Source organism: Methylobacterium sp. OAE515 (assembly GCF_041806315.1).
GTDB lineage: Bacteria > Pseudomonadota > Alphaproteobacteria > Rhizobiales > Beijerinckiaceae > Methylobacterium > Methylobacterium tardum.
Genome location: NZ_JBGMUV010000001.1, coordinates 225397 through 237274 on the forward strand (window position 1 = coordinate 225397; position 11878 = coordinate 237274).

At 70.1% G+C, this 11878-nt stretch carries 12 protein-coding genes; 6 read left to right on the top strand and 6 right to left on the bottom strand.

Going from position 1 to position 11878, the window contains the following annotated elements:
• The first annotated feature begins 480 nt into the window (after positions 1-480).
• Together ABIE45_RS01100 and ABIE45_RS01105 are read left to right on the top strand one after the other, a co-directional pair.
• Positions 481-1596 (top strand): hypothetical protein, encoded by a 1116-nt coding sequence (locus ABIE45_RS01100; RefSeq protein WP_192709794.1) that lies wholly within the window; start codon positions 481-483, stop codon positions 1594-1596.
• Between the two features lie 132 nt (positions 1597-1728).
• Entirely contained in the window at positions 1729-2106 is a 378-nt protein-coding gene (locus ABIE45_RS01105) for a PH domain-containing protein (RefSeq protein ID WP_192709793.1), read from the top strand.
• Positions 2107-2131: 25 nt separating this feature from the next.
• Here ABIE45_RS01105 and ABIE45_RS01110 read toward each other — a convergent pair whose 3' ends face one another.
• The gene (locus tag ABIE45_RS01110) at positions 2132-3544 is read right to left on the bottom strand and encodes a phosphatase PAP2 family protein (protein WP_192709792.1); all 1413 of its coding nucleotides are present in this window, start codon (positions 3542-3544) and stop codon (positions 2132-2134) included.
• 35 nt (positions 3545-3579) lie between these two features.
• A complete protein-coding gene (locus tag ABIE45_RS01115; protein ID WP_192709791.1) occupies positions 3580-4719 on the bottom strand; it encodes an ABC transporter substrate-binding protein in 1140 nt (379 codons plus the stop codon).
• A 142-nt stretch (positions 4720-4861) separates the two neighbouring features.
• Between ABIE45_RS01115 and ABIE45_RS01120 the strand changes: the two genes are divergently transcribed.
• A complete protein-coding gene (locus ABIE45_RS01120; RefSeq protein ID WP_192709790.1) occupies positions 4862-5428 on the top strand; it encodes a protein-tyrosine-phosphatase in 567 nt (188 codons plus the stop codon).
• A 27-nt stretch (positions 5429-5455) separates the two neighbouring features.
• Here ABIE45_RS01120 and ABIE45_RS01125 read toward each other — a convergent pair whose 3' ends face one another.
• The 4 genes from ABIE45_RS01125 to ABIE45_RS01140 all read right to left on the bottom strand — a co-directional run bounded on the left by ABIE45_RS01125 (position 5456) and on the right by ABIE45_RS01140 (position 8872).
• Positions 5456-6592 carry a branched-chain amino acid ABC transporter substrate-binding protein gene (locus tag ABIE45_RS01125; RefSeq protein ID WP_192709789.1) on the bottom strand — a complete coding sequence of 379 codons (1137 nt, stop codon included), beginning with the start codon at positions 6590-6592 and terminating at the stop codon, positions 5456-5458.
• A gap of 149 nt (positions 6593-6741) precedes the next feature.
• Positions 6742-7911: a polysaccharide biosynthesis/export family protein gene (locus tag ABIE45_RS01130; RefSeq protein WP_373622072.1), complete on the bottom strand. Its 1170-nt coding sequence runs from the start codon at positions 7909-7911 to the stop codon at positions 6742-6744.
• A gap of 252 nt (positions 7912-8163) precedes the next feature.
• A complete protein-coding gene (locus tag ABIE45_RS01135) occupies positions 8164-8412 on the bottom strand; it encodes a hypothetical protein (RefSeq protein ID WP_192711743.1) in 249 nt (82 codons plus the stop codon).
• Positions 8413-8596: 184 nt separating this feature from the next.
• Positions 8597-8872 (bottom strand): DUF3072 domain-containing protein, encoded by a 276-nt coding sequence (locus ABIE45_RS01140; RefSeq protein ID WP_192711742.1) that lies wholly within the window; start codon positions 8870-8872, stop codon positions 8597-8599.
• A gap of 210 nt (positions 8873-9082) precedes the next feature.
• On the opposite strand from ABIE45_RS01140, the gene ABIE45_RS01145 reads away from it, so the two are divergent.
• The 3 genes from ABIE45_RS01145 (at position 9083) to ABIE45_RS01155 (ending at position 11620) form a co-directional block, all read left to right on the top strand.
• Entirely contained in the window at positions 9083-9622 is a 540-nt protein-coding gene (locus ABIE45_RS01145; protein WP_373622074.1) for a gluconokinase, read from the top strand.
• 4 nt (positions 9623-9626) lie between these two features.
• Positions 9627-10448, top strand: a complete 822-nt coding sequence (locus ABIE45_RS01150; protein ID WP_192711740.1) for a Cof-type HAD-IIB family hydrolase — start codon at positions 9627-9629, stop codon at positions 10446-10448.
• 221 nt (positions 10449-10669) lie between these two features.
• The gene (locus ABIE45_RS01155) at positions 10670-11620 is read left to right on the top strand and encodes a transglycosylase SLT domain-containing protein (protein ID WP_192711739.1); all 951 of its coding nucleotides are present in this window, start codon (positions 10670-10672) and stop codon (positions 11618-11620) included.
• Positions 11621-11878 lie beyond the last annotated feature (258 nt).

Below are 11878 nucleotides of genomic sequence, written 5' to 3' on the forward strand. Positions count from 1 at the left end.
CGAATTCGTCTCTCGGCGGGTCCGAGATGAGAAGACGCAATCGAACCGCGGCGCAGAGCGCCGCGTGATCCGACAAAACCGCGCCTGATCAGGACCTTATGGGATCTTCCGTCGCCCTGGTCCGCCAAAATTCAGACTTCGGCCGCGATGCACCGCATGCGACATTTTCAACACAGCCGTCCGCGCACGCGTGTGCAGACGCACAAAAGGACAGCCCTGCTGTCCTGATCCCCTTGTAATTTTCGCCCATCAGCGCAGATTGTGCAGCGCGGGAGAGCGATGGCGTCGCCCTTCCGCAGCCCTTCTTGGGCGTTTCCTCCCTAGACTTCGGGCCGCTCCTTCGGGAGTGGCCTTTTTTCTTTTTAGGCCCCTGATCCGGCGCCCTTTGTCATCGGAGTGCTCCCCGTGTGGCTGGATCCCGCTTGCGCCGGTCGCCATGCTGGCCGCGAGCGCCGGGACAGGCGCGGTTGAGGATACGCCATGAGGATTTTCGCCGCGCTGCCGGCATTCGCCTGCCTGCTCACCCTCGCCGGCCCGGCGCCTGCTGCGGACGCACCGCGCTTTCAGGTCGACCCGTCCTGGCCGAAGCCGCTGCCGAATGACTGGATCATGGGTCAGGCGGCCGGCGTCGCCGTGGACGCGCAGGACCATGTCTGGGTGGTCCAGCGGCCCCGGACGCTCACCGATGACGAGAAGGCCGCGAGCCTCGATCCGCCGCGCACCAAGTGCTGCAAGCCGGCTCCGTCGGTGCTGGAATTTGACCAGGCCGGCAACCTCCTGCGGAGCTGGGGCGGCCCGAGCGCGGGCTACGACTGGCCGACCAACGAGCACGGGATCCAGATCGACGGCCAGGGTTTCGTCTGGATCGCCGGCAACGGCGACCAGGACGGGCAGCTCCTGAAATTCACGCCCGACGGCAAGTTCGTCCTGCAGATCGGCAAGTCCGGCCCGCAGACCGACAGCCGCGACACCAGCCGCCTGGGCAAGCCCGCCAATGTCGACTTCGACATGGCGGCGAACGAGGTCTACGTCGCGGACGGCTATTACAACCACCGCATTATCGTCTTCGACCGCGATACGGGCGCGTTCAAACGGATGTGGGGCGCCTACGGGAAGCCGCCGACCGACGACAAGCTCGGCCCCTACGACCCGGCGGCGGCGCCGTCGCAGCAATTCGCCAACCCGGTCCACTGCGTGCGGATCGCCCAGGATGGGCTGGTCTATGTGTGCGACCGGACGAACGACCGCATCCAGGTGTTCAAGAAGGACGGGACGTTCGTGAAGGAGTTCTTCGTCGAGAAGAACACCCGGGCGAACGGCTCGGTCTGGGAGCTGGCCCTGTGGCCGGACGCCGACGAGACTTACCTGCTCAACGCCGACGGGGCCAACAACGAGGTCCGGACCCTGTCGCGGGCCACCGGCGAGGTGGTCGGGGCCTTCGGCCGGAACGGGCGCATGGCGGGCCAGTTCCACTGGGTCCACAACCTCGCGGTCGATTCGAAGGGCAACGTGTTCACCACCGAGGTCGACACCGGCAAGCGGGCCCAGAAGTTCCTGGCGCTCGGGGACTTCGTGCTGCGCAAGCGCACGCCGTGAGCGCGACTGGTCGCCGTGAGAGCGGGGCGCCGTGCCTGAGCCTCGCGGCGCTCCCGCCGGCCCGTATCGGTAGAATCTTCGCCTCGGGTGGGTGCTATCGTAGGTCGACAGGCATGACGCAGCGGCGGGATCATGGGTCTACTTGATGGATTGCTGGGCCACGGCAGCGCGGTCGATGCCGCCTCCCTCGAGCGCAGGCTCGAGGGAATCCTGATCGAAGGCGAGACGGCCCGCCTCGCCTTCAAGATCATCCGGGACGTGTTCGTGTTCACCGAGCGCCGCGTTATCCTGATCAACGTGCAGGGTGCCACGGGCAGCAAGGTCGAGTTCCTGTCCGTGCCCTATCGGGCCATCGTGCGCTTCTCGGTCGAGACGGCCGGCACGTTCGATCTCGATGCCGAACTCAAGATCTGGGTGTCAGGTACGCCGCAGCCGATCGAGCGTACCCTGAAGAAGGGTACCGACGTGCGCGGCATCCAGCGCGCCCTGGCGGAGGGGGTGTTGCGCTGACGGCGCGACGCAGTCGGCGTCCCCCTCAGCGCGTCGCGCTCGTCCCGCCGCGGCTCGCCGCCAGCGCCGCGGCCTTGCCGGCCGCCGTGTAGAGGTCGAGGCGGGAATAGACGCCGAACTCCGAGCCGTCATCGAGGAAGCCGCCGCCTGGTCCCTGCGTCTCGGTGAGGATCGCGTTGGCCTCGTCGAGCGTCAGCGACGGGAAGGCCGCGGTGAGCAGGTGGCCCGCCTCCGGGGCGACCTTGGCCACGTCTTCCCGGCGGCCGGCGATCTCCGGATGCACCACGGGCAGGCCGTAGGTCTGGGTCGCCGCGTAGAACGCCGCGTTGGCGGCCGGATCCTTGAAACGGCCGTCATCCTTCGCGGCACAGGCCGCCACCGTGTCGCCGCAGCCGGCCTTCAGCGCCTCGGTCATGGCCGCCCGGGCCTCCGTCAGGAGCGCCCGGTAATCGGTCACGCCCACCGTCTTGTCGGCCTCGGCACTGGCCTTGTCGAGCACGGCCGGGTTCTTCCGGATCTGGCCGACATAGGCCGGATCGTTGGCCAGCAGGTGAGCCAGGGCGTGGAGCGAGGTCGCCCGCCCGCCGAGCACGTCCATCGCGTAATGGGCGCCGACGATGATCCGGTCGTTGCCGTACTCGGCCGCGCGCGCGACCATCTGCTGGTAGCGCTCCGGCACGAGGAGCGCGAGCAGCATGGACTCGGTATAGCCGTAGGTGGTGTGGCCGCTCGGGTAGGACGGGCTGTCGACGAGATCCTGCGAGGGCCCGCGCAGCCAGTCGAGGCTGTGAGAGGGATCGCCGAAATAGTCCTTGCCGCGATAGGCCCGGAGGCGCGGCAGGGTCTGGAACGGCCGCGAATTGCCGTAGCGGTCGGCACCGGGGCTGCCGGCGGGCCGGTCGTAGGCTTTTCCGAACACGTCGGTCACGGCGCCGTCCGCCAGGATCGCGGCGGCCTCGGCCGAGACCGCATGCTTGCCGTTGGTGGTGGCGTTGGCGAAGAAGTACTTGCCGGAATTCGAATCCGACTTGCTCACGTTGTTGGTGTAGCCGATCAGGTTGGCGACCGCCGGGGCGATGCTCGTGAAGGTCTTGTAGTCGCTGTAGGTCGCCTTGGCGTGATAGGCCTGGGCGAGCGTCGTGCCGAGGCCGTCGGCGAGATTCGCGGCGTTGCCGTCGGTGATGAAGCAGTCCCGCAGGGCGAGCTGCTGCTGCTCGGAGAACGGCAGGAGGATCGGCTGCTTGAGATCGCCGGTCTGGATGTCGCCGGTGATGCGTAGATTCGCGTCGAGCGCCGCCCGGCCGTCCGGCGCGGTCTGCAGCCGCGCCACCGGGACGAGCCCGCGCAGGGCCGTCAGGTTGGCGGACGATTGCGCCTGCGCCTGGAGGGGCAGCGCGGCCCCGAGCAGCACCAACCCGACCTTCAGCGCTCCGGCCATCCTGCCCTCCCCGCTCGCCCTTGCCCGACCGGACGCTATCCCCGCGCCCGGGCCCGGATCATGAAATTGTCGTAGGTATACTCCGCCACCTGGAACCAGAGGTACTCCTCGTTGCGGAAGGTGCGCATCGCCTCGTAGACCCGACGGAAATCGGGGTTCTTGGCGGCGATCTCGCCGTAGACGTCGTTGGCGTTCTTGAGGGCGGCTTCCATCACCTCCTGGGGGAAGGGGCGCAGCTGCGCCCCCGCGGCGACGAGCCGGCGCAAAGCCTGGGGGTTGCGCGCGTCGTACTTGGCCTGGACATCGGCACCGACCTCGGCGGCGGCCATCCGGAGGATAGCCTGATAGGCCTTCGGCAGCGCCTTCCACTTCTCGGCGTTGAACCAGAAGTGCAGCATCGCGCCGCCCTCCCAGAAGCCGGGATAGTGATAGACCGGTGCGACCTTCTGCAGGCCGAGCCGCTCGTCGTCGTAGGGGCCGATCCACTCGGCGGCATCGAGCTTCTTGCTCTCCAGGGCGGCGTAGATCTCGGGACCCGGCACCGCCTGCGGTTGGACCCCGAACTTGGCCAGCACCTGCCCGCCCATGCCGCCGATCCGGAACTTGAGGCCCTGGAGGTCGGCGAGGCTCTTGATCTCGCGCCGGAACCAGCCGCCCATCTGGGCACCGGTATTGCCGCCGGGCAGACAGACCAAGCCGGCCTTCGCGAAGACCTCGCCGAAGAGTTCGGCGGCGCCTCCCGCCTGCCACCAGGCGGCGGCGCCCCGCGCGTTGAGGCCGAACGGGATCGCGGTGGCGAGCGCGAAGGTCGGGTCCTTGGCCATGCCCAGCGTCGCGGGGCCGTGGCCCATCTCGACGGTGCCCGCCGCCACGGCGTCCAGCAATCCGTCCGCGGGCACCGGCTCGCCCGGGCCCTGCACCTGGATCTGGAAGCGCCCATCCGTGGCCTCGGCCACGATCCGGCTGAGCGCCTCGGGCGCGCCGAACAGGATGTCGAGACTCTTCGCGTAAGCCGAGGACAGACGCCAGCGCAGTTCGGGTGCGCCCTCCGCGCGGGCGGGAGCCGCCAACGGCCCGGCGATCGCGGCGGCCGCGCCGAGGCCGGCGGTCAACACCGTCCGGCGCCGCGTCCCGGCCGTGGGGGGGTGCGCGATGTAAGTCTCGTCCAACGGCATCTCGTTCGAGCAACTCCGATCCGGCCGGCGCGGGATCGGCGGCCGCAGGTAGCACGTCCGCGCCGGTTCTCGAAAGTCGCGGGCGCCGGGGCCAGTTCCGTCCCGGCTCGAAACGGGCATCCGCCCGTGCTACGCGCCGCGAATGCAATCAGAGCCCGCCGTCACCCTGCACACCGTCTGCGGCCTGGAGGAGCTGGCGGGCCACAGCGCGCGCGGCGTCAGCCATGTCCTGTCCCTGCTCGATCCCGGCACGCCGGAACCCGAGGCGTTCGCGGGCTACGGCCTCCATGCCCGGACGACCTTGCGCTTCCACGATTGCCTCGGCCCCGGCGAGGGCCTCGTGCCGCCGCAGCCCGAGCACGTCGCGGCCATCCTCGACTTCGGACGGCAGCTCGACGGTGCCGCCCATCTCCTGGTGCATTGCCATTACGGCCTGTCGCGCTCGACGGCGGCGCTGCTGATGGTGTTCGCGCAGGCCGAGGCCGAGACATCCGCCGAGGCGCTGGTGGCGCGCCTGCACGCCCTGCGCGAGCCCGCCTGGCCCAATGCCCGGATGATCGGCTTCGCCGACGCGATGCTGAACCGGGACGGTCAGCTCAGCGAAGCGGTCCGGCAGCTTCACGCCCTGCAGCTGCGGGTGCGGCCGCACCTCGCCGACCTGCTGCGCGGCCTGGGCCGCGGCGCGGAGGTCGATGCCGCGGGCGGCTAGGGCGCGAAAAGAGCCTCCCGCGGGCCGTCACTTCCCGGCCGGCGTGAAGCTTCCGTCCTTCCAGACGTAGAGCACGTAGCCCTGCGCGGTGACGTCGCCCTTGGCGTCGAAGCCAACCGTCCCGAGCACGAGGTCGAAGCGCTCCGTGTGGAGGGCCTGGGCGACGGCCCGCGGCGTGGCGGAATGGGCGAAGTTGCCGGCCGCGACCAGCGCCTGCATGGCCGCGTAGCCGTAGATCGTCGAGCCGGTCGGATCGACGCCCTCGGCCTTGAACGCCTTCACCACGCTCGCCGCGGCAGGCTGCCGGCTCGGGTCGAGGTAGAAGGTCATCAGCACGCCGTTGCTGGCCGGCCCGGCGATCTTGGCGAAGTCCGGCGTGGCGATCGCTGAGGTGCCGAACCATTGCGGGCGAAAGCCCCGGTCGGCGGCAACCTTCACCAAGCGGCCCATCTCGGTGGCATCGCCGCCGTAATAGACCACCTCGATCCCCGCAGCCTTGAGGCGATCCGCCAAGGCGGCATCGTCGGCGTCGCTGGGGGAGAAGGACAGCGACAGCGCCTCGTTGACGCCGATGCGGTTGAGATTGTCCTTGGTGGCGGCCGCGAGGGTGCGGGATGCCGGGGTCGGGTCCTGGATCAGCGCGATCTTCCGGTCCCGAAAGCGCTCGGCCAGGACGGCCGCCGACAGCCGGGCTTGGTCGTCATCGCGCCCGCAGACGCGGAAGACGGTCGGCAATCCCCGGTCGGTGAGCCGCGCCGCCACCGAGGCGGCGGTGATCATCACGACGCCGTTCTGGGCGTAGATGTCGGAGGCCGCGATCGAGGCGTTGGAGCAGACATGGCCCACGACGAGGCGCACGTCGGAGCGCACGAAATGGTTGGCCACCGCCGTCGCGGTGTTCGAGTCGCAGGCGTCGTCCTGGACGTCGAGGGTCACGGGCTGGCCGTCGAGGCCGCCCATGGCGTTCGCGTCCCGGGCCGCGGCCTCGACCCCGCGCAGTACCTGCTCTCCGACCGCCACGTAGGGTCCCGAGCGCGGAACCGCCACGCCGATCACGATGTCGGCCGCCGCCGGGGCGGCGGACAGGAGCGCAACACACAGGCTCAGGGAGATCAGCGCGGGCCGGAACGGCCCACCTGCGGGGACGACGCGTCCGATCTTCATCGGCCTCTTCTAGGCATCCTTGCGTGCGGCAGCCACGGGCGAAGCGGAGTGCAATGGCCACACCTTTCCCGCACCGCACCCGAAGCCCATACGCGAGGATAGCGGGAAACGCGATTTTTTTCCGTCGCGCCCCGGGGGCGGGCCGTGCGTTACTTCGCGTAGTAGTAAGCGGTCGCGACCGAGGAGAGCGGCCCGGTGGCGCTGCTGAAGGCGGAGAGCACCTTGGAGACCTCGGTGAACGGCGCGTTCGAGACGTAGATGAGGTCGCGGTTGCGCATCCGGAACGCCTGGGAGACGAACAGGCTGTTGGGGTCGCGCATGTCGATCCGGTAGACCACCGGCACGAGCGGCGTGCCGAGCAGCCGCGAGCCCGGGCTGAGCCGGCGCACGACGCTGGCGGGTTCGAAGCGGAAGATGAACGTGCCGGCCGGGTCGGCGGCGAAGTCCGACAGGCCGCGCGCCTTGGCGAGCGCCTGCGCCAGGGTGATGCCGTCGGCCTGGAACGGCAGCTCGGTGCTGTTGCCGAGCGCGCCGACCGCGATGAAGGTCTGCGGATCGCGCACCAGCGTGAGCACGTCGTTGGGCCGCAGGTAGATGTTCTCCTTGGGGTTGGACACCACCGTGGTCAGCGGCACCGTGGCGGTGACCGGCCCGCGCGACAGCCGCACGAAGGTCTCGTTGACCGGCGCGCGGTTGCCGCCGGCGGCGGCGATGACGTCGAGGATGCGGTCGCCGTGGCCCGAGAGCGGCAGGCGGGCGCCGGACGCGCCCTCGCCGGTGACGGTCACGGCCTGGCTGATCGGCCGGGTGACCGAGACCAGCACCTGCGGCTGGATGGCTTTGCCGGCGAGTTCGGTCTCGATCAGCGCCTGCACGTCCTGGGTGCGGCGGCCGGCGACCTTGATGCGGCCGGCATAGGGCACCGAGATGGCGCCGTCGCGCCCGACCGGCTGCTCGGGGATCAGGGCGGACTTGGAGCCGGCCGAGAACCGGTCGGCGACCAGCGGCCCGGAGAACAGGCCGCCGGAGCCGGCTTCCCAGACTGAGACCGAGACCATGTCGCCAATGCCGATGACCGGCTCGGTCGAGGGGCGGTGATCGCCGAACGAGGCGAGCAGGCTGTCCAGCGGCCGGCCGCGCAGAGCCTCGACCACGCTCGGCGTGACGTCGATGATCTCGTAGCGCGCCAGCAGCCCGCCGTCGGCGGTCGCCACCTCCGCTCCCGCCTGGATCGCGCTCGCCGTCGGACCCGCCGCGGGCAGGTACGTGCAGCCCGACATCGCCGTCGCGGCGAGCAGGGCGAGGGGAAGTGTGCGCATCCAGATGTTGCCCATCGGTATTGCCGAGCCCGTGCCTAGCCCAAGGCGGCCTGGGTGTCCGTAGCGGGTGGGCCACACTGCACCCGCGACGGTCGAGCCCGCGGATTCATCCTCGCTAAGCACAGCTTTTTCAGGGCAAGCAGGGGAAAACACCGCTTGCGGCGGCGTGACAGCACTATCGGGTTCTGAAAATAGCCGCCTGCAAACCGGGCGGATCGGCGTCGCCCGGCTCGACCCCGCGCGCGGCAGCGCTCAGTTGCCCTGCGTGACGGCCGTGTTGATCCGGTCGTAGACCGTATTCAGTCGCGACACGTAAAATCGGATGCTTCCGACTGCGACGACGAACACCAAGAAGCCGATCAGCGCATATTCCAGCGCCGTCGATCCGCGAGCATCCCGCCTGAATCGTGTTCCTTCGGCGATCGTCCGACCTGCGAGGCCGGCTAGGATACGGACCAGCGGGGTGCCCGCCCCCGTCCTGCCGCAACTCGGCTCGTCCATGGTCGAAACGCCCTCTCGCTGAGCGGTGCCACGGAGGCGACCGCTCAGCCCGGTATCATGTCTAGCGTTCCTGCACTTGCCGCCGACTTAATGGAATGCGCGACACAGCGTTATCAAACAGGCTTAAACAGGACTTGGCTTCCGCCAGGGCGCGCCCGATCACGCGGACGCGCCCGCCGGCTGGTCAGGCGTGACCGGCCTTGTGGCGGAGATCATCGATCCGCTTGGAGGCCTCAGCCTTATCGAGCTCCGGGTCGAACGCCTCGGGCGCCTTGGCCTCCTCCGACAGCGTCTTGAGATAGGACGCCTGAGCGCCGGTCATCGGCTCGCCGCCAGTGGTCCACTGGTCCGGATCCTTGATCTGGTTCGAGCTGTCCTTGGGATCGGTTTTGGGATTGTCCGAAGCCGCTGCGGCCTTCTGATCGGACTTCGACGCTGACTTCCCGGCAGTGTTGGCCATGGATCTATGTTCCTGAAATGTTCCGTCTTCGCAGATGGGAACGCATGGTCTGTCGGGTGGTTCCAGGCCCACCGCACGATGCTCGGATCGATGCGGCGATCTTTCCTTCCCCGCTCCTCGTCCTATTGATGAACCTCACGGTGCCCAGAGCGCCTTGGAGCCGCGGTGGTCCTGATGAATCCGCAGACGAGGACGACGCATGATGCGGCGATGGCGACCTCCGCCGCGCAGGTCCTCGTGCTCATGGGCGTCTCGGGTTCGGGCAAGAGCACCGTCGCCGTCCTGATTGCCGAGAAGCTCGGCTGGATCTTTGTCGATGGCGACAGCTTCCACACCCCCGAGCACGTGGCGAAGATGCGCGCGGGGCACGCCCTGGACGACGAGGATCGCGCGCCCTGGCTCGCCCGGATCGCGGTCTGGATCCGGCATCGGCTGGAGGCAGGGGAATCGGGCGTTGTGGTCTGCTCCGCCCTGCGGCGGGCCTACCGGGACGTTCTCACCGGCGGGAACCCTCGGGTGCGTGTCGTCTTCCTCGACGGCGACAAGGCCCTGATCGCCGGCCGCCTCGTCGCGCGCCAGGGGCATTTCATGTCGCCCCGCCTTCTGGACAGCCAGTTCGCCACGCTCGAGCCTCCGGGTCCGGACGAGCACCCGATCACGGTCGGGATCACCGAGCCGCCCGAGCGGATCGCGGACCGCGTCGTGGCACAGCTCGCGGCCGAAGCGCGCGCCGAGACCGGAGCAGAGTGAATCGATGGGATCGGAGCCCGCCAAAGCCGCCGGGATCGCCCTGGTGATCTCGGACGTCGACGGCACGCTGGTGACCGGCGACAAGCGCCTGACCGCCGCCACGGTCGCGGCCGTGGGCCGGCTGCGCGCGGCCGGGATCGGCTTCAGCATCGCCTCGGCGCGGCCACCGATCGGGCTCCGGGATCTGGTCGCCCAGCTCGGTCTCGACCTTCCGATGGGGGCGTTCAACGGCGCAAGCGTGGTGCGGCCCGACCTGTCGTCCATCGAGGAGCGCCTCATTCCGGAACCCGCTGCCCGGGCCGCGCTCGATCAGCTCCTGGCCGCCGGGCTCGATGTCTGGGTCTTCGCCGAAGGCGCCTGGTGCCTGCGCGATCCGGACGGCCCCTATACGGATCTGGAACGCCGCACGATCGGCGCGGAGCCGCGCGTCGTGGCCGACCTCGGCATGCTCATGGGCGCCGCCTCCAAGATCGTCGGCGTGAGCCGCGACCACGCCCACCTCGCTGCCTGCGAGGCGCAGATCGGGGCGGCCCTGGCCGACCGGGCCACGGTGCATCGCTCGCAGGCCTATTATCTCGACGTCACGCCGCCCCACCTCGACAAGGGCCGGTTCGTGACCTGGATGAGCGCGCATCTCGGCATTCCGCCCGAACGGATCGCCACCTTCGGGGACGCCGGCAACGATCGGCCGATGTTCGCCCGCAGCGGCTTCTCGGTGGCGATGGGCAACGCCGAGGCGGCCGTGCAGGCGGCCGCGCAGGCCGTCACGGACAGCAACGACGCGGACGGCTTCGCCCACGGCGTGGCGCGTTTCATCCTGCCCTGACGCGCGCCGGCTTGGTCGGCGCCCGAACCCGTCCGCACCAATCTGTGGATAACGCCGCCGGCAGCCGGAAGGCCGTGCGGCTGTTGCCGGCGAAGCACAGATCCGGGCGCGACCGCGCCCGACGCAGCCGTCGCCCACAGGCTGCCGAACCGAGGCCGCTTTCCGGCCTCATTTGCCCGCGACCTAGCTTAGCCACAGAACAAGCAGATCCGGGTCTCGGCATGCATCGCCTTCTCTTGGCCGCCGCCATCGCGGTCGTGCCCGCCGTCGCCTTCGGGCAGGGCGCGCGCGACAACATCGACGCGCTGATCGAGCAGCAGGCCAAGGCGAACGGGGTTCCGGCGAGCTTCGTCCACGCGGTGGTGAAGCGCGAGAGCAACTACAACCCGAAAGCCAAGGGCGGCAGCGCGCTCGGGCTCATGCAGATCAAGCACGCGACCGCGCGCAGCCTCGGCTACACGGGCGACGCCGCCGGGCTCTTCGATCCGGCGACCAACCTGCGCTACGGCGTGGCCTATCTGGCGGGCGCCTACCGCACCGCCCAAGGGAACGTCAGCCAAGCCTACCAGTACTACAACCGCGGCTATTATTACGCCGCCAAGCGCCAGGGCATCTCCACCGAGGTCGCCTCGGTGGTCGCCCCCGTGGCGGCTTCGGCCAGCGCCCTGGCGAGCCTGTTCGGCGGCGGCGCGGCCGACCGCACCGCCGGCCCGGCCGCGTCCGCCCTGGCCTACGCGCCGAGCGCCGCCATGGTGGCGGAGGTGCCGAGCGAGCGGGTCGAGGTGCCCCTGCCGCCGCGCCGCCCGGCCGGTCTCGACGGGGCGACGGTCCAGCTCGCGAGCCTGTCCGTCGAGCCGTCCGCGGCCGCCGCGGCCCCGTCCCCGGCAACGGCGGACCAGAGCGGCGCAGTCCAGGCCGTGGAGGTCCCGCTCCCGCCGCGCCGGCCCGCGGGCCTCGCCAGCGCCGTCGCCGTGGCGGATGCGCGTTCCGCCGAGATCGCGGAGTTACGCCTGTCTCCGCAGCCGCAGGCGGAGGCCGCCCCGGCCACCGAGGCGGTCGAAGTGCCGCTGCCGCCGCGTCGTCCGTCGCTTCAGACGCTGGCCGCCGCCACGCCGCGGCGCGCGCCGGCCAGCGTGGCCGTGCGCGAGGCCGTGGCCCTGCCGGTCGAGTGACAGAGGTGCGGAGCCGCCTTCGACCGGCCGCAGTCAGCCTTGGCCGGACGTCTGCCCACACAAGGATCATGCCCAAGGCTTGACCATCGGGGCGTTCCGCAACACATAGGCGACACGCCAGCAGCGTGGTTGGACCGGCCCGGTATGCATCGGCGCCCGGTTGCAGCGGCCGGACACAGGCGGCGCAACACAGACCTCAGGGCAGGATACGTCAGTCTCCGCGCAGATGCTCGGGCAGCTTGCTGCCCTGCGGGATCG